Raw genomic sequence first — 17,066 nt, 5'->3', positions numbered from 1 at the left:
TGAGAACCGGAGCGTCGGCAACGCCCGGGGCTACGCGACACGAAGGAGTGCGCGGTGACGACACCGGAATTGACGAAGCAAGAGGAGCGCCCGGCCGACCGGCGAGGAAAGCCGGGATCCGGCAGCGACAAGCTCCAGAACATCGAGGTCTGGGCCAGGTCCGCACCGATCCGGCTGGCCGGCTACGAGGACGACCTCGCCGAGCCGCACATCCTGCCCGGCATCGACTGAGCCTCGCAACGCGCTGTGGCCCGCCCCCGACGGGGGCGGGCCACAGCGCGTTGCCCCCGCCTGCCGCGCCCTCAGAACGCCGCACGCGCCACGGCGGCCCCGGCGAAGGAGAGCCCCACCCCGGCGCCGACGGTGAGCAGGAGGTAGCCCGCGGCCAGGCCGAGCCGGCGGGCCGAGTTCAGGGTGAGCAGCTCGTAGGAGAAGGTCGACCACGTCGACAGGGCCCCGCAGAAGCCGGTGGCCAGCAGCAGATTCAGCCGGTTGCCCAGATTGCCGTCCGTCGCCGCCTCCGCGACGAAACCGAGGATGAGCGCCGCGCCCGCGTTGGCGGCGAAGGTGCCCCAGGGGAAGACGCTGTGCAGGCGGAACTTCGCGTCCACGCCGAGCAGATAGCGCACCGGCGCCCCCACCAGGCCGCCGGCCAGGACGAGCAGCCAGTCGGTCATGATGCCTCGCCCTCGGTGCCGTAGGAGCGGCCGACGACGAAGTGCGCCGCGAACGCCCCCGCCGTCACGGCCGCCAGCGCCGCGGCCACGGTCAGCACCAGACAGCCGACCGCGTAGCCGGGCTGATGGTTGTCGAACAGCTGCCGGACGTTGTCCGCGTAGTGCGAGAACGAGGTGAACCCGCCGAGCACCCCGGTGCCGAGCAGCGGGCTGATCAGCCGGGGAGCACCGGGAAACCGCAGCTTCAGGGTGACCATCAGGATGCCCATCAGAAAGCACCCCACCGCGTTGACCAGCAGGATCGTCCAGGGGAAGGCGTAGGTGCCGGTCGGCCACAGGCGCTCGGCCGCGTACCGGGCGCAGGCCCCCGCGGCCCCGCCGACCGCGACGGCCACCACGACCGGGAGCTGTACGCCGGGATGGTGGTCGGGGTGACTGTGCCGGTGCAACCGCATCTTCTGCGCCATCCGGCGAACGTACGGAAGGTGGCCGGATGCCGAGGGTCCGGTGCGCGGCGTGCCCCCGCGGTGTACTCGAGTGGTCTACCCGGTCCGGCTCCGGCATGAGAACCACAAGGTTATGTGACTGTATGGCATATGACGGATTTGTCATGATCTCCGTCGCGCCCGGACCACACCCGCGACGAGCCGCTGGAGCCTGCCTTGTCCCTCGCCGAGCCTGACCTCGTGCGGCGGCTGGAGAGCCGTCAGCCGACCGCGTACCTCCTGGCATCGCTGCGAGGCGTCGGGCAGGTCGACTTCCAGGCCAGTCTGTTCACGGGGGCCGCGATCCTCGCCGGGCTGTGGGCGGCGGGCTGGCAGACCGGCCTGTTCGCCACGATGGGGACACTGATTGCCACCGCCACCGCCTACGTGCTGGCCGTCGACCGGGGAAGCATCGCGCTCGGCATGCAGGGGTTCGCGGGCTGCCTGACCGGTATCGCCCTCGTCTCCTCCCTGGGCAACCACCCGGCCACCTACGTGCTGACCGTCGTGGGCGCCGTCCTGTGCGTCATCCTCATGGCGTCCCTCGCCACCTTCCTCGCGCCGTACCACCTCACCCCCATGACCGCGCCCTTCTGCCTGGTCTCCGGCGTGATGGTGGTCGGGGCCCCGTCCTTCGACCGCGTCTGGCACGGTGCTCCGGCGGCGGTGTCCAGCACGACCAGTGGGGACACCGGGATCACGTGGAACGACCTGTGGCACGCCTTCTTCAACAACGTCTCGCAGATCTTCCTGGTCGAGAGCTGGTACGTCGGCCTGATCATGCTCGCCGGACTCGCCCTGGCCGGGCCGCGCGTCGGGTTCTACGCGGCGGCCGGCAGCGTCGCCGGGATCGTCGCCGCCTGGCTGCTGGGCGCGCCGACCGACCTGATCGCCAACGGCATCTACGGCTACAACGCGGTGCTCGTCGCCATCGGCCTCGGGGCCGTCTTCATGGCCAACACCGCCTGGACCGCGGTCTACGCGATGTTCGGCGCGATGGTCAGCACGGGCCTCACCGCGTCGCTGACCTCCTTCTTCAAACCGTTCGGCGGCCACACCTTCACCTGGCCGTTCATCCTCACCACCTGGACGCTGCTGGCGGCCGTCCCCCTGCTGCCGCGCCTGCGCCGCAGCTGACCCACCGCATATCCCGAGGAAGGTACCCCCGATGAACCTCGCCCCCCGCGAGATCGACAAATTGCTCGTGTACGTTGTGGCCGACCTGGCCCGCAAGCGCCAGGACCGTGGCCTCAAGCTCAACTACAGCGAGTCGGTCGCGCTGATCACCGAGGCGATCCTCGAAGCAGCCCGCGACGGGAAGAGCGTCGCGGACTGCATGGAGCTGGGCCGCCACATCGTGGGCGAGGACGCGACCATGCCCGGCGTACGGGAGATGCTCGGCCTCCTCCAGGTCGAGGCGTCCTTCGTGGACGGCACCAAGCTGGTCTCCGTCCACGACCCCATCGGCGGCTGACCATGGCCCGGAACGCGGCCGTCATCGCCGTCTGCGGCCACGAAGCCGCGTACGGCCGGGCGCTGGAGGGACGTCTCGACCCGGGCGTGGGTGTCGTCCCCAACGGGCGCGCCCTCTTCCGCGCCGTCGCCGCCCACCTGCGCCGGGGCGAGCGCGTCGTCGTCGTCCCGATGACCCTCGGCCGTGAACCCGGTCTCGTCGCGGACACCGCCCGCACCCTGCGCGCCGTGCCCGGCGCCGGCCCGGGAGAGGTGCTGCTCGGGGAGCCGTTCGGCACCGCCCAGCATCTCGTCGCCCATCTGCGGGCCGCCGCCGGCCGGGTGCCCGCCGACTCCGCGCTCCTTGTCAGCGCCCCGTCCGGCGACCCGTTCGAGGACGCCGAGCTGTACCGGGTCGCCGCCCTCGTACGCCGCTACGGGCGCCACGGCCTCGTCGAGGTCGCGTTCGACGGGGGCGACCCGGACCCCGCCCAGGGCGTCCGGCGCTGCGGGCTGCTCGGCGCGGCGAGCGTGGCGCTGCTGCCCGCCTCGTTCACGGAGGTGTGCCCGGTCGGCGAGGCGGCGGTGCCGGTGGCGGACGCGGGCCCTCTCGTGCCGGAATCCGCCCTGCGCCGCGTGCTGGACGAGCGCGCGGCCGACGCGCGCCGGCGCTGGAGCGAGCACGGTGACGACGGCATCACGACGGGCCTCGCGGCGGCCGACCACCACGGCCACGCGCACACCCACCCGCCGGGCGAGGGCCACGGTCACAGCCACGACCACGCGCACGGACACCCCCACGAGCACGGCCCCACGACCGGCCACCGGCATCACCACCACCCGTCCGCCGCTGGAGCGGACCGAGGCATCAGGAGCATCGCATGACGTTCCGTCAGCAGTATCTGTACGGGGACGGCCCCATCGAACTCAACGCGGGCCGCCGCACGCTCAAGGTCACCGTGAGCAACACCGGCGACCGGGCGGTGCAGATCGGGTCGCACTACCACTTCTTCGAGGTGAACTCGGCGCTCTCCTTCGACCGCGAGGCGACCCTCGGCATGCACCTCAACATCGCCGCAGGCACCTCCGTACGGTTCGAGCCCGGCGGAACGCGCGAGGTCGAGCTCTGCGCGTACGCCGGAACCGGCCGGCTCACCGGCTTCAGCGGACTGCTCAACGGCAGCCTCGCCTCCCACCCCGCACGCGTCGAAGCCGTCCGCAGGGCCATCGAACGCGGCTTCCAGGGGGCGCAGAACAAGCCCGCCGGGTCCGGCTCCAAGGCGCAGTCCAAGGGCGCGGGCAAGGACGGGGCCAAGGGTTCCAAGGCCGCCAAGGACAAGAAGAAGGGTTCGCGCTGATGCCCATCCTGCCCCGCAAGCAGTACACCGACATGTTCGGCCCGACGGTCGGCGACCGCTTCCACCTCGCCGACACCAACCTCGTCGTCGAGGTCGAGAAGGACTACAGCGAGGGCCTGTACGGCGACGAGGTCGTCTACGGCGGCGGCAAGACCATGCGCGACGGCATGGCCTCCGACCCGCAGGCCACCGCCGCCCAGGGCGCGCTCGACACCGTCATCACCAACGTGGTCGTCATCGACCCGATGGTGGGCGTCGTCAAGTGCGACATCGGCATCAAGGACGGCTTCATCGTCGGCATCGGCAAGTCCGGCAACCCGCAGACCCAGAACAACGTCGACCCGGACCTGGTCATCGGCCCCGGCACGGAGGCCATCGCCGGCGAGCACTTGATCGCCACCGCGGGCGCCATCGACAGCCACGTCCACCTGATCGCCCCGCAACAGGCCGAACAGGCGCTGACGAACGGCATCACCACCCTCATCGGCGGCGGCACCGGCCCCACGGACGGCTCCAACGGCACCACCTGCACCCCCGGCCCGTACAACATCGGTCTGCTGCTCCAGGCCGCCGAGACGCTTCCGGTCAACCTCGGCATCATGGGCAAGGGCAACGGCAGCCTGCCGGGCGCCCTGGAGGAGCAGGTCGTCGCGGGTGCCTGCGCGCTCAAGGTGCACGAGGACTGGGGCTCCACCCCGGCCGTGATCGACAACGCGCTGAACGTCGCGGACGAGCACGACGTCCAGGTGGCCATCCACACCGACAGCCTGAACGAGGGCGGGTTCTTCGAGGACACCCGCTCCGCCATCGACGGCCGCGCCATCCACACCTTCCACAGCGAGGGCGCGGGCGGCGGCCACGCCCCCGACATCCTGCGCGTCACCGGCGAGCCCAACGTCCTGCCGTCGTCGACCAACCCGACGCTGCCGTACACCAAGAACTCGGTGGACGAACTCCTCGACATGGTGATGGTCTGCCACCACCTGAGCCGCGAGATCCCCGAGGACGTCTCCTTCGCCGACAGCCGGGTGCGGGCCGAGACGATCGCCGCCGAGTCGGTGCTGCACGACCTCGGTGTGATCAGCATGTTCTCCTCCGACTCCCAGGCGATGGGCCGCATCGGCGAGTCGGTCACCCGGGCCTTCCAGACCGCGCACCACTGCAAGGACAAGCTCGGTGTGCTGGAGGGCGACTCGGAGCGCAACGACAACCAGCGGGTGCTGCGCTACCTCGCCAAGCTCACCATCAACCCCGCCATCGCCACGGGCATCTCCGACTACGTGGGCTCGATCGAGAAGGGCAAGCTCGCCGACATCGTGCTCTGGCCCATCCACTCCTTCGCCGCCAAGCCGAAGATGGTCATCAAGGGCGGCCTCGTCTCCTGGGCGCAGATGGGCGACCCCAACGCCTCGCTGCCGACCCCGCAGCCGGTCACCTACCGGCCGATGTTCGGCCAGTACGGCAAGGCGCTCCAGGCCACGCACGCCACGTTCATGTCGCAGGCGGGCATCGCCGCCGGCGTGCCGGAGCGGCTCGGGCTGGAACGCAAGGTCCTGCCCGTGCGCCGCACCCGCACCATCGGCAAGCACAACATGGTCCGCAACGACGTGCTGCCGGATGTCCAGGTCGACCCGGAGACGTTCAAGGTCACGCTCAACGGCAAGGTCGCCACCATCGACCCGGCCGAGAAGCTGCCCCTGAACCACCTCTACTTCCTGGTCTAGGGCCGATGTACCGCAAGGAGGGCGACACCGCGGGCGAACCCGGCCCGGCCGCGGCCACGGCCGCCACGGGCCTGGGACCGCTTCTCGTCAGTCTCCAGCTGACCGACTCGGCGTTCCCGAGCGGCTTCTACACGCTCTCGCACAGCCTGGAGGCCTACGCGCAGGCGGGCGCCGTGGACGCGGACAGCCTGCCGTCGCTGCTGGCGGACCTGCTGCTGCACGGGGTCGGCCCCGCCGACGCCACCGCGCTCGCCCTCGCCCACCGGGCGACCGCGGCGGGCGATCCGGAGGCGGTGGTCCGGATCGACGAGCACCTCTTCGCCACGAAGCTCGGCCGGGAGATGCGCCAGGCCGCGACCCGGACCGGGCGCCAGCTCCTGGACCTGGGCCACGAGGTCTTCGGCCGCCCGGAGATCGGCGACTACTACGAGCGGGTCGTGCGCCGGGAGGCCCCGGGCACCCAGGCGGTGGCGGCCGGTGTCGTCTACGCGGCGACCGGTGTCCCGGTCCGGCAGGCCGTCGCCGCCGACCTGTTCGCGTTCTGCGCCAGCTTCGCGGGCGCCGCCCTGCGGCTCCGGCTGACCGACCACCGTACGACGCAGACCCTGCTCAGGGGCGCCGCACCCGTCATCGAGGCCACCGCCGACGCGGCGCTGCGCAGGGAACTCGACGACGTCGGCGCCACCGTCTTCGCCTCGGACGTCATGTCGGGCCGTCATGAACGCGCCGAGGCACGCCTCTTCGCCAGCTGAGCACCCACCACGACACCCCAAGGAGCACCATGGACGACAACGTACTGCGGGTCGGCATCGGCGGACCCGTCGGCTCCGGCAAGACCGCGCTCATCGAGGCGCTGGTCCCGGTCCTCATCGCGCGCGGCCACCGCCCCGCCGTCATCACCAACGACATCTACACCCAGGAGGACGCCCAGCACGTGCGCCGCACGCTGGCCGGCGTCCTCGAACCCGAGCGCGTCGTCGGCGTCGAGACGGGCGCCTGCCCGCACACCGCTGTACGCGACGACCCGACGATGAACCTCGCGGCCGGCGCCGAGATGCTGGAGCGCTTCCCGGACACCGACACGCTCCTCTACGAGTCGGGCGGCGACAACCTCACCCTGACGTTCAGCCCGGCCCTGGTCGACCTCTTCCTCTTCGTGCTCGACACGGCGGAGGGCGAGAAGATGCCCCGCAAGCGCGGCCCCGGCATCACCGACTCCGACCTCCTGGTCATCAACAAGATCGACATCGCGCAGTACGTGCGTACGGACATCAACGTCATGGAGTCCGACGCGCACCGGGTCCGGGGCGACGGTCCCGTCGTCCTCACCGACTGCCTGACCGGCGTGGGCGTCGACGAGATCGCCGGCTACCTCGAATCCCGCCGCAAGGTGCTGATCTGACATGCCGCTCGCCCCGCAGCGGCCGAAGGCCGGCCGGCTCGACGCGGAGTACTACACCGCCGTCCGCGTCCCCCCGGACGTGGCGGCCCTGGCCTCCGTCCCGGACACACTGGCCCCCGGCTCCCCGGCCAAGGTCGGCATCCTCGACCTCGACTTCGCCGTACGGGGCGGGCGCACCGAACTCGTCGGGCGCTACCAGAAGACACCGCTGCAGATCATGAAGCCGCTGTGGATCGACCCCGCACAGCCCGGCATGGCGTACGTCTATCTGATGGCGACCGGCGGTGGCGTCGCCCAGGCCGACCGCTACCGGATGGACTTCCGCTGCGGCCCGGACACCCAGGTCCATCTGACGACCCAGGCCGCGACCAAGATCTTCCGGATGGAGCACGACTACGCGAGCCAGCGGGTGCACCTGACGGCCGATGCGGGCAGTTACGTCGAATACCTCCCCGACCCGCTGATCCCGTTCGCGGACGCGCGGTTCTACCAGAGCACCGAGATCACCGTCGCGCCCGGCGCCACGGTCCTGGCCGGTGACACCCTCACCGCCGGCCGGCTCGCCCGGGGCGAACGCCACGCCTACCGGACGCTCGCCACCGACCTGCGCATCAGCCGGCCCGACGGCACCCTCCTCGCAGTCGACACCCTGCGCCTGACGCCCCGGCAGCCGGGGGCCGGAGTCCTCGGCCCCGGGGTGTTCGCCGGCCACGACCACGTCGCCTCGCTGTTCGTGGTGACCGACCGCGTTCCCGCCGCCGCGCTCGCCGACACCCTGCACGAGTCACTGGCCGGGCTCGGCGTCCTGTACGGGGTGAGCGTCCTGCCCCGGGACTGCGGCGCGTGGCTCCGGCTCCTCGACGACAGCCCGGTCAGGGTCGCCGCCGCGCACCGGGCGGCCTGGGACGCCGTACGCCTGCTGCTCACCGGCCACCCGCCGCCCGATCTGCGCAAGCCCTAGCGCTTCCCGTCCCGCCCCTCTCCTACACGAGGTATTGCCGATGATCACCGCTCCCGCGCCCATGCCGGCCGCGTACGACTCCGGGGACACGGCCTGGCTGCTCGCCGCCACCGCCATGGTCCTGCTGATGACACCCGGCCTCGCGTTCTTCTACGGCGGCATGGTGCGCACCCGGCACGTGCTCATGATGATCAAGATGAGCTTCGCCGCGCTGGCCTTCGGCACCCTCGTCTGGTGGGTCATCGGCTACACCCTGGCGTTCGGGTCCGATGTGGGCGGCGCCGGGCTCATCGGGAACCTGGACCACGTGTTCATGAAGGGCATCGAACTGAACACGCTGACCGGGGCCATCCCCACGTACATCTACAGCACGTTCCAGATGGGCTTCGCCGTCATCACCGTGGCGCTGATCAGCGGTTCGATCGCCGACCGCGCCACCATGCGGGGCTGGCTCGTCTTCGTCGTGCTGTGGCTGCTGATCGTCTACATCCCCCTCGCGCACTGGGTGTTCGACAAGGACGGCTGGATCGTGAAGCACCTCGGCGCCCTGGACTTCGCCGGCGGGCTGCCGGTCGAACTCAACTCGGGGGTGGCCGGGCTCGCCGTCGCGCTGGTGCTGCGCGCTCCGCGCGACTTCGCCCGCCGTGAGGAGCGCCCCAACAACATCCCGCTCGTGGTCGTCGGCGTGGGACTCCTGTGGTTCGGCTGGTTCGGCTTCAACTCCGGCTCCGCGCTCACCGACCAGGGCACGGCCGCCGCGGCGTTCATCAACACCCAGCTCGGCGCGGCGGGCGCCATGGTGACCTGGCCGCTGGTCGAGAAGTGGCGCACCGGCCGGGTGACCACCATGGGCGTCGTCTCGTCGGCCGTCGCGGGCATGGTCGCCATCACTCCCGCGTGCGGCGAGATCAACACGCTGGGCGCGGTGATCACCGGTCTCGTCGTCGGTGCGGTGAGCGCGTACGCGATCACGCTCAAGTTCCGCTTCGGCGTGGACGACACGCTCGACGTGGTCGGGGTGCACGGCGTGGGCGGCCTGATCGGTCTGGTCATGGTGGGCCTCTTCGCCACCGCGCGCGTCAGCGGCAAGGAGGGCCTGTTCTACGGAGGCGGCTGGGGCCTGCTCGGCAAGCAGCTCGTCGCGATCGTCTCCGTGATCGCGTTCTCGTTCATCCTCACCTGGATCATCGCGAAGGCGGTCGACCTGACCGTCGGCTTCCGGGCGAAGGAGGAGTACGCCACCGTGCCCGGCGAAGAGGCCGAGCGCGCGTACGACTTCCAGACCGCCGAGCGCCTGGGCGCCCTGGTCTCCGGGCGGCGGGTGGCGAGCGACGACGAACTGGTCCAGCAGATCAGCCGGCTGCTGCGGGCCCGCGAGAGCGAGAAGTAGCCCGCTACGCCCTCGTGGGGCGCAGGAAGTCGCGTACGAAGGTGCGGTGCCACCAGCAGCCGGTGGCCCGCAGTTCGCGCCAGGTGGTGAAGCGGTAGCGGAAGACCCGGGCCCGGACCTGCGCCGGCGGGGCGTCCGGGAACGGGTTGTGCCGCAGCAGCCGCAGCGTGTCCCGGTCGTTCTCCAGCAGCCGCTCCACGAACGGGCCGAACCAGGACCGGGCGTACGCGGGCGAGAGCGCCGCGAACCACATCATCCAGTCCAGCCGCAGATGGTACGGGGCGAACTGGCGCGGCAGCCGGCGCGGATCACCCGGCTTGCCCTTGAAGCCGTACTCCTTCCACACCGTGCCCGGGTGGACCACCGCGTCCTCGGTGCCCTCCACCACCACCTCCAGGCGGACCCGGCTGATGCTGCCGAAAGCGCCGTACGTGTTGACCAGGTGCAGCGGGTCGAACGACCGGTTCATCACCTGGCGGCGGGAGACCAGGTTGCGGGCGGGGCGGTAGCTCAGTACCAGGACCAGCGCGGTGACGGCGACGACCAGTACCGCGTACCAGACGGGTGCGCCCCGCTGGGCGGGCGGCTCGGTCAGCGGCGACCAGTCGATGACCGGCAGGGCGAGCGTGATGGTCAGCCAGTTGAGCCAGGCGAAGTTGCCGGAGAGCACCAGCCACATCTGGGTGACGATCATCAGGCCCGCCGCGAAGCTCGCCACCGGCTGCGGGGTGAACAGCAGTACCGGGACCAGCAGCTGGGTCACATGGTTGGCCGCGACCTCGACGCGGTGCGCGGGCCGGGGGAGACGGTGGAAGAACCAGCTCAGCGGCCCCGGCATCGGCTGCGTCTCGTGGTGGAAGTCCAGACACGTCAGATTCCGCCAGCAGGAGTCACCGCGCCATTTGATGAGCCCGGCGCCGAACTCCAGCCGGAACAGCACCCACCGAAGCAGCCACAGCACGAGCACGGGCGGCGCGCTGCCCGCGTTCCCCAGGAAGACGGCGAGGAAACCCGTCTCCAGGAGCAGCGATTCCCAGCCGAAGCCGTACCACACCCCGCCCACCTGCACGATCGAGAGATACAGCAGCCACGGCAGCGCCCACAGCGCCATCGCGGCCCCCAGCGGCACATGGTTGTCCGCGCCCGCGATCAGTGCGACGGAGACGGCGCAGCCGGCCCAGGCGACCACGGCGAAGAAACGGTCGGAGAAGTGGAGGCGGAAGAGCCCCGGGGCGGTCCGCCAGTCCGTGCGCCGCAGGACCCCGCCGGCGGGCAGCATGCCGCGCTCACCGATCAGCGCCCGGAACTGCAGCGCCGCGGTGAGGAAGGCGGTCAGGTAGATGACGGCGAGGGCCTTCTGGAAGACCAGCCGGCCGAGCCAGTACCCGTCAGCGGTGAACCACTCCATCGGTACCAGTATCGGCCCGCCGGTGTTCCGGGGCTCACCGGTTCACCGGCTCGGCGCCTCGCGCCGCTCGCGCTCCTGCGTGACGATGCGGCGCAGGGTGCGGCCGAGCCGGCGGGCGTACCACCTCTGGAGCGGCGGTACGAGCGGACCGGCGAGCCGTGAGTACCAGCGGGCGGGCCGGCTGAACGCCATCACCCTGAACGAGACCGTGCCGTCCTCCGCGAGTTCGGCGACGAAGCACTCCTCGCCGCACTCGGGATGGCCGGTGACCGTCCCGTAGCCGAACCCGATCCGCGCGGGACCGTACTCGGCCCAGATCACCCGGCAGGGGACGGCGAGCCGCAGCGGTCCCGCCTGCACCGCCACCCGAACGGCCGTCCCCGCGTCGGCGCGTGGCGCGGACGCCTCGACGCGCGCCCCGGATCCGCGGTGCATGCGGAACTCGGTGATCGCCGCGCCGGCCGCCTCGAAGTCGGCGCGCCCGCGCCCGACCGTGGTGCGGTGGTGCAGGTGGTGGTAGCCGTCGGGGAGCGGGCCGAGACGGGTGGCGCCCGCCTCCGGGTAGCTGAGGCTGCTCATCGGGTGCTTCCTTCGTCGTGGTGGAGGTGCAGGCGCTGCCAGGCGAGGACCGAGCAGAGTGCGAAACCCAGGGCGTTGCCCACGCCGTGGGTGGCGGCCATCCAGAGCAGGCCGGGGTGCGGCAGCCCCGTCGCCTCGCCCAGCGCCCAGGTCAGGGCGAGGACCATGGTCACCGCGAGCACGGCGGCCGAAACGGCGAGCAGCAGGCGGGTGGCGCGGTCGCGGTGGGCGGGCCGGACCGTGCGCCAGGTCAGCAGCGCCACGGTCCACATGCCGGCGGTCAGGACGACTGCCCCGGCGAGTTCGGCCCAGTCGCCGATGAAGTAGCCGGCCAGTACGAACAGGGTGCCCAGGGGCACGCTGAGCGCGGCGAACCGGCCCGCCGGGCCGTCGGCCACCCGGCTCACCAGACCCGCGACCAGGGCGGCGGCGAACCCGGCGAAGTGGAAGTGCGGCACGGTCAGCGCCAGGATCCCGAGGCCGAAGCCGAAGAGCGGGTGCCCGGCGCGTTCGGCGACCAGCGCGGTGGCGGCGACGGCCGGGGTCACCAGCGCGGTGAGCAGGGCGATCTGGGCCGGCGCCGTCGTCCGGGACCGCAGCGGGCCGTCGTGGCGGGCGGCGCGCGGCACGGCGTGCAGCGCGAGGAGCACGGCCCCGATTCCGTAGCAGAGGGCCAGGACCGTGGCGGCCGTGCCGCGCGGCAGCCACAGCGAGATCGCGCCCGGGGCGGCGAACACCGGCCAGAACCGCCTGATCCGGTCCAGCTCCGGCGCGTCCGCGAGCCGCAGCCCGGCCGGCACGATCACCAGCATTCCCAGCATCACGATCAGCCCGACAAGGACCGACATGACTCACCATCCCCGAGTTGAACGCGTTCAAACCGTCGTCGCCGCAGACTCTACGGGGTTACTTGAACGCGTTCAAGACGGCAGTGGCGCACGCCTCCCGGGAGGCGGTTGGCTTGCGGGGCCGACCGATGTGCGGCAGACATGGGGGGAGCGACCGGGAGACCGGTGACCAGGCAGGAGACCTTCTCGTGCACTCACGCATACGACTGCGGCACACCGTGCTCGCCCTGCTCTCCGCCGGCTTCCTCCTCGCCACGGGCTGCACCCGGGACACCTCCGAAGGCGGCGGCCCCTCCACCGGGACGGCCGGCGCGGGCGACGTACTCCTCCAGCCCGCCGCCGACCCCGGCACCGCTCCCTTCACCGCCTCCATCGCGGGCGGTCCGGTCGTGCGGCCGGACGCCACGCGGTCCGGGGCGCCCCGTTCGCCGTCCGCGCCCGGCAAGGGAAAAGAGGTCACCCGCACCGGATCGACACCGGGGCTGTACGCCGGTACGCGCGCCGTTCCGTCCTGCGACGTCGAGGCCCTGATCCGGATGCTGGCTGTCGACCCGGCGAGGGAGGAGGCCTTCGCCCGCACCGTGTCGGTGCCGCGGGACCGTCTCGCCGGCTTTCTGCGCGGCCTGACCCCCGTCCAGCTGCGCGCCGACACGCTGGTCACCGGGCACGGCTTCCGGGCCGGGGCCGTCACCACGTACCAGTCCGTCCTCCAGGCCGGCACCGCGGTCATGGTGGACGGCCGGGGGCTGCCCCGGGTCCGCTGCGCCTGCGGCAACCCGTTGGCCCCGCCGACCGGAGAGGGGGGCGCCGCTGCCGGTGCGGGGGAGCGGTGGAAGGGGTTCGACCCGGCGCGCACCGTCGTCATCGAGCCCGCCGCGCGGCCGGTGGCGGAGCTGGTCATCGTCGATGTGGTGCACCACAGCTGGATCGCGCGGCCCGCCGGTGACGAGGGCGCCGGCGACCGCGAGCCCGAAGTGCCGCCGCCCTACGACCCCGGCACCGACATCACCGGCCCGCTCCCCGATCTGCCGCCCCCGAGTACGAGGAAGCCCGGGACGCCGAGCGCGTCCCCGCGCCCCGACAGGACGCCGGAGCCGTCACCGTCCCCCACCCGGCCGCCGGAGGACTGCCCGACGACGGACACGCCGACGCCGCCCGGTCAACCGGCTGTGGCCGGCGGTCTTCCCGCCCGGTCGCCCGGGGAGACACACTGCCCCACGCCGACCGGCGACCCCACGGACGAGCCGTCCGGCGATCCGTCGGAGCCGGACGAGCCGCCCGTGAGCGAGGCGCCGCCCACGTCCATCCGACTGCCCCGGGACGACTGATCACCAGGTCCTGTACGGGCCGACGCGCTCACTCCTCGGTCGGCAGCCAGTTCCCGTGGAGGCCCAACGGGACCCGGACCGGTATGCGCACCCGGGCCACCGGCCCCGACGCCGGGTCCTCGGACGGGATGACGAGCAGCCAGCTGCTCGCGTCGGTGCGGTCGGTGGCGTACGTCATCCAGTAACCGCCCTCACCGGGTCCGGTGCCCGGGACGGGGGCGAAGACCGGCTCGCCGACCGAGAGGTTCCCGGCCCGCCACGCGACATGCGTACCGGACGGGTCGTTGCCGTCGTACCAGCGCAGTTCGTCGAACTCGCCCGGCAGCAGGTCCGGGTCGCCCGAGTCCGAGGCCACGGCGAGCTGCCGGTGGCGCCTGCCGATCAGCCGGTCGTCGGTGCGGGGGAGTTCCATCCGGGCGTCGTCCAGCACCGTGCGGTGCATCGTGCCGGTCGCGGGGTCGATGACCGCGCGCACCAGGCCCGCGTGGTTGGGCGCCGCGCCCTCGACGGGCGCGCCCAGGGAGAGGCGGGTCCACTGCACATAGTCCAGCACCACGTCTCCGCCGCTGGGCTCGGAGTCGTACGCGTTGACCGTGTGCCACAGCCAGAAGGCGTCGTCCGAGGCCCAGCGCACCGGACTCCCGTCGCGCGGGATCAGGGCGACCCGGGTGCCGCGTTCGGGCCGCCAGTCGATCATGGAGCCGCCGCTCATGGCGGCCTCGATGTCGAAGAACACCGGCGCCAGCACCAGCACCAGGAAGCGCGGGGTGATCGCCATGTCGTGGATCATCATCGGCTCGTCGACCCCCTCGACGAGGGTGGGGCCGCTGACCACGTCGCCCAGCGGGCCGATCGCGGACCAGGTGAGGTACGGCGCCTCCAGGCCGTAGCAGAAGACGAGCATCTCGCCCGTGATCGGATCGGTCTTCGGATGCGCGGTGATGCCGGCCGGCAGCGCCCCGCCGAACGTCTCCTTGCCGACCGTCCGCAGGTCCGGCGTCATGAGGAACGGGCAGTCGGACTCGGCGAGCGCCAGCAGCCGTCCCCCGTGGCGGACCACGTTGATGTCGGGCATGTCGCGGAAGGTGCCGGCCAACTCCGGCTCGACGTCCGGCGCCTGGGGCAGGATCATCGACTCGATCCCGCCCCACAGCGCACGCCCGGCCCGCTCCTCGGCGACCACGGCGGGTGTCCGGACGAACCGGTTGCGGTAGCGGGCCCGGCCGCCGGAGATCCACACCCCGTGCAGCATGCCGTCGCCGTCGATCGGGTAGAGGTACGAACCGACCGGCGTGAAGCGGGGGTTGGGCCCGTTGCGCAGGAACACCCCGTCCAGCTCGTCGGGCAGGGCTCCCGTCACGTTCAGTTCGGCCTCGTCGACCTCCTCGGTGACGGGGGCGAAGCGGCCGGAGAGATGGACCACGCGGCTCGGGTCGAAGGCATGTGCGGCATGTGCGGCCATGGCGGCCTCCCTTGCCGGGACGTGGGGGCGCACCCGGATACGGGCCGGGCTGACTCTTCATTCAATCCCCGGCCCCGGTCCGCCGCAACGCGTCTCGCGGGTACGCGGAATGCGGCGTTCGCCTCCCGGGCCCACCATGGAAGACGCGGCACATCGCCGTTCCGGGCCACACCCTGGGAGGTGTCCGGTGGCTGAAACCCGTTCCGGGCGGCGGACCGGGAATCTGTTCTTCGCGTTCGCCCCGTGGATCATTTTCATCGTCGTGGCCTCTCCCAGTACCTGGGAGTACGCCGCACTGGCCGGTCTGGTGGCCGCCCTGGTGCTCAACCTGCCCGACATGCTCCGGGGCTCCTTCAAGGCCCTGGAGGTCACCGGCATCGTCTTCTTCGCGGTGCTGAGCGTGCTGGCGCTGTTCCTGGACCGTCAGGACCTCGACTGGGTGGAGAAGTACGCCCAGGTGCTGTCCAGTGCCGTGATCGCGGTGGTGGCGCTCGGCTCGCTGGCGTTCGTTCCGTTCACCGAGCAGTACGCCCGGGAGACCACACCCCGCGAGGTGTGGGACTCGCCGGTGTTCCACCACGTCAACCGGGTGCTCACGTTGCTGTGGGGCACGGTCTTCGCTGCGACCGCGCTGCTGGGTCTGCTCGCGCTGCACACCTCGTCCGGCCGTGACTGGTTCAACTGGATCATCCCGATCGTCCTGCTGGTGATCGCCGTCCGGGTCACCGAGAAGTATCCGGACCGGGTGCGTGAGCGGGCCCGCAACGAGCACGCCTCCCCATGAGGCACACCGGCCCCACTTTGGTCCAGACCTATTGACGGAAGGTCTGGACCACTTTACGTTGGGCGGCGTTCGTCATTCCGCTTGCGTGTTGTCAGGGGCATGCCATTCCAGGAAGAGGTCCCGCCATGTTCGGTCGCACATCACGTCTGCTGGGGGCCGGCCTCGCGGCGGCGTGCATCGTCCAGATGCTCGTCGCGGCCACGCCGAGTTCCGCGCAGGACGACACCTGTGCGGTCAAGTCGAAGCCGTCGGGCAAGGTGCTCCAGGGCTACTGGGAGAACTGGGACGGCGCCTCCAACGGCGTGCACCCGCCGCTGGGCTGGATCCCCGTCACCGACAGCCGCATCCCGCAACACGGCTACAACGTGATCAACGCGGCCTTCCCGGTCATCCTCTCGGACGGCACCGTCCTGTGGGAGGACGGGATGGACTCGACGGTCAAGGTGCCGACCCCCGCCGAGATGTGCCAGGCGAAGGCGTCCGGGCTGACCACCCTCATGTCGATCGGCGGCGCCACGGCGGGCATCGACCTCAGCTCCACCGCCGTCGCCGACCGCTTCGTCGACACGGTCGTGCCGATCCTCAAGAAGTACAACTTCGACGGCATCGACATCGACATCGAGACCGGCCTGACCGGCACCGGCAACATCAGCCAGCTGTCCGCCTCGCAGTCCAACCTGATCCGCATCATCGACGGCGTGCTCGCGCAGATGCCGTCCAACTTCGGCCTGACCATGGCGCCCGAAACGGCGTACGTCACCGGCGGCAGCATCGTCTACGGCTCGATCTGGGGTGCCTATCTGCCGGTCATCAAGAAGTACGCCGACAACGGCCGGCTCTGGTGGCTGAACATGCAGTACTACAACGGCAGCATGTACGGCTGTTCCGGCGACTCGTACTCCGCCGGGACCGTGGAGGGCTTCACCGCGCAGACCGACTGCCTCGACAAGGGCCTCACCATCCAGGGCACCACGATCCGGGTGCCGTACGACAAGCAGGTCCCCGGTCTGCCCGCCCAGCCCGGCGCCGGTGGCGGCTACATGTCGACGGGCCTCGTCTCGCAGGCCTGGAACCACTACGGCAACAGCCTCAAGGGCCTCATGACCTGGTCGCTGAACTGGGACGGCTCGAAGAACTGGACCTTCGGCGACAACGTGAAGGCGCTCCAGGGGCGCTGATCCCACAGACCCCCCTCAGGGCGAAGGCCC

19 protein-coding genes are annotated in these 17,066 nt (G+C 71.5%); 13 read left to right on the top strand and 6 right to left on the bottom strand.

What is annotated here, in order from left to right:
* Nucleotides 1–54 precede the first annotated feature (54 nt).
* Complete coding sequence (locus EAO73_RS36180) at nucleotides 55–231, top strand: hypothetical protein (protein ID WP_191134275.1); 177 nt, start codon at nucleotides 55–57, stop codon at nucleotides 229–231.
* Between the two features lie 71 nt (nucleotides 232–302).
* Here EAO73_RS36180 and EAO73_RS29075 read toward each other — a convergent pair whose 3' ends face one another.
* Both EAO73_RS29075 and EAO73_RS29070 read right to left on the bottom strand, forming a co-directional pair.
* The gene (locus tag EAO73_RS29075; protein WP_147974524.1) at nucleotides 303–677 is read right to left on the bottom strand and encodes a fluoride efflux transporter FluC; all 375 of its coding nucleotides are present in this window, start codon (nucleotides 675–677) and stop codon (nucleotides 303–305) included.
* Nucleotides 674–1,144 carry a fluoride efflux transporter FluC gene (locus tag EAO73_RS29070; protein ID WP_147974523.1) on the bottom strand — a complete coding sequence of 157 codons (471 nt, stop codon included), beginning with the start codon at nucleotides 1,142–1,144 and terminating at the stop codon, nucleotides 674–676. Before EAO73_RS29070 ends, EAO73_RS29075 begins: the two co-directional genes overlap by 4 nt.
* A gap of 195 nt (nucleotides 1,145–1,339) precedes the next feature.
* Here EAO73_RS29070 and EAO73_RS29065 point away from each other — a divergent pair, with 195 nt between their 5' ends.
* The 9 genes from EAO73_RS29065 to EAO73_RS29025 are packed head-to-tail and all read left to right on the top strand — an operon-like array spanning nucleotide 1,340 to nucleotide 9,449.
* Nucleotides 1,340–2,299, top strand: a complete 960-nt coding sequence (locus tag EAO73_RS29065) for an urea transporter (protein ID WP_147974522.1) — start codon at nucleotides 1,340–1,342, stop codon at nucleotides 2,297–2,299.
* 31 nt (nucleotides 2,300–2,330) lie between these two features.
* Nucleotides 2,331–2,636, top strand: a complete 306-nt coding sequence (locus EAO73_RS29060; protein ID WP_018523064.1) for an urease subunit gamma — start codon at nucleotides 2,331–2,333, stop codon at nucleotides 2,634–2,636.
* A 2-nt stretch (nucleotides 2,637–2,638) separates the two neighbouring features.
* Nucleotides 2,639–3,499 carry a sirohydrochlorin chelatase gene (locus EAO73_RS29055; RefSeq protein ID WP_147974521.1) on the top strand — a complete coding sequence of 287 codons (861 nt, stop codon included), beginning with the start codon at nucleotides 2,639–2,641 and terminating at the stop codon, nucleotides 3,497–3,499.
* Nucleotides 3,496–3,972, top strand: a complete 477-nt coding sequence (locus EAO73_RS29050; RefSeq protein WP_147974520.1) for an urease subunit beta — start codon at nucleotides 3,496–3,498, stop codon at nucleotides 3,970–3,972. The genes EAO73_RS29055 and EAO73_RS29050 overlap by 4 nt, the downstream gene beginning before the upstream one ends.
* Nucleotides 3,972–5,696, top strand: coding sequence for an urease subunit alpha (ureC, locus tag EAO73_RS29045; RefSeq protein ID WP_147974519.1), 1,725 nt, complete (start codon nucleotides 3,972–3,974; stop codon nucleotides 5,694–5,696). The genes EAO73_RS29050 and ureC overlap by 1 nt, the downstream gene beginning before the upstream one ends.
* Nucleotides 5,697–5,701: 5 nt before the next feature.
* Nucleotides 5,702–6,448 carry an urease accessory protein UreF gene (locus tag EAO73_RS29040; RefSeq protein WP_147974518.1) on the top strand — a complete coding sequence of 249 codons (747 nt, stop codon included), beginning with the start codon at nucleotides 5,702–5,704 and terminating at the stop codon, nucleotides 6,446–6,448.
* Nucleotides 6,449–6,477: 29 nt separating this feature from the next.
* A complete protein-coding gene (ureG, locus tag EAO73_RS29035; RefSeq protein ID WP_147974517.1) occupies nucleotides 6,478–7,098 on the top strand; it encodes an urease accessory protein UreG in 621 nt (206 codons plus the stop codon).
* Between the two features lies 1 nt (nucleotide 7,099).
* On the top strand, nucleotides 7,100–8,059 hold the full coding sequence (locus EAO73_RS29030) for an urease accessory protein UreD (RefSeq protein ID WP_147974516.1): 960 nt from the start codon (nucleotides 7,100–7,102) through the stop codon (nucleotides 8,057–8,059).
* Nucleotides 8,060–8,099: 40 nt separating this feature from the next.
* Nucleotides 8,100–9,449, top strand: a complete 1,350-nt coding sequence (locus EAO73_RS29025) for an ammonium transporter (protein ID WP_147974515.1) — start codon at nucleotides 8,100–8,102, stop codon at nucleotides 9,447–9,449.
* A 4-nt stretch (nucleotides 9,450–9,453) separates the two neighbouring features.
* Here EAO73_RS29025 and EAO73_RS29020 read toward each other — a convergent pair whose 3' ends face one another.
* Genes EAO73_RS29020 through EAO73_RS29010 form a run of 3 tightly spaced genes read right to left on the bottom strand, consistent with a single transcriptional unit; the run spans nucleotide 9,454 to nucleotide 12,284 of the window.
* Nucleotides 9,454–10,857 carry a lipase maturation factor family protein gene (locus EAO73_RS29020; protein WP_147974514.1) on the bottom strand — a complete coding sequence of 468 codons (1,404 nt, stop codon included), beginning with the start codon at nucleotides 10,855–10,857 and terminating at the stop codon, nucleotides 9,454–9,456.
* Between the two features lie 42 nt (nucleotides 10,858–10,899).
* On the bottom strand, nucleotides 10,900–11,436 hold the full coding sequence (locus EAO73_RS29015) for a DUF1990 family protein (RefSeq protein WP_147974513.1): 537 nt from the start codon (nucleotides 11,434–11,436) through the stop codon (nucleotides 10,900–10,902).
* Nucleotides 11,433–12,284, bottom strand: coding sequence for a YndJ family protein (locus EAO73_RS29010; protein ID WP_147974512.1), 852 nt, complete (start codon nucleotides 12,282–12,284; stop codon nucleotides 11,433–11,435). Before EAO73_RS29010 ends, EAO73_RS29015 begins: the two co-directional genes overlap by 4 nt.
* Nucleotides 12,285–12,472: 188 nt before the next feature.
* Here EAO73_RS29010 and EAO73_RS29005 point away from each other — a divergent pair, with 188 nt between their 5' ends.
* Complete coding sequence (locus EAO73_RS29005; RefSeq protein ID WP_147974511.1) at nucleotides 12,473–13,612, top strand: DUF6777 domain-containing protein; 1,140 nt, start codon at nucleotides 12,473–12,475, stop codon at nucleotides 13,610–13,612.
* A gap of 28 nt (nucleotides 13,613–13,640) precedes the next feature.
* On the opposite strand, the gene EAO73_RS29000 is transcribed toward EAO73_RS29005, so the two are convergent.
* Nucleotides 13,641–15,074 (bottom strand): carotenoid oxygenase family protein, encoded by a 1,434-nt coding sequence (locus tag EAO73_RS29000; protein ID WP_147974510.1) that lies wholly within the window; start codon nucleotides 15,072–15,074, stop codon nucleotides 13,641–13,643.
* A gap of 187 nt (nucleotides 15,075–15,261) precedes the next feature.
* On the opposite strand from EAO73_RS29000, the gene EAO73_RS28995 reads away from it, so the two are divergent.
* Together EAO73_RS28995 and EAO73_RS28990 are read left to right on the top strand one after the other, a co-directional pair.
* Complete coding sequence (locus tag EAO73_RS28995) at nucleotides 15,262–15,858, top strand: hypothetical protein (protein ID WP_147974509.1); 597 nt, start codon at nucleotides 15,262–15,264, stop codon at nucleotides 15,856–15,858.
* Nucleotides 15,859–15,983: 125 nt separating this feature from the next.
* Nucleotides 15,984–17,036: a chitinase gene (locus EAO73_RS28990; protein WP_147974508.1), complete on the top strand. Its 1,053-nt coding sequence runs from the start codon at nucleotides 15,984–15,986 to the stop codon at nucleotides 17,034–17,036.
* Nucleotides 17,037–17,066 lie beyond the last annotated feature (30 nt).

This window comes from Streptomyces sp. col6 (genome assembly GCF_008042035.1).
Lineage (GTDB): Bacteria > Actinomycetota > Actinomycetes > Streptomycetales > Streptomycetaceae > Streptomyces.
This window is presented reverse-complemented; position numbering and strand designations above follow the sequence as displayed.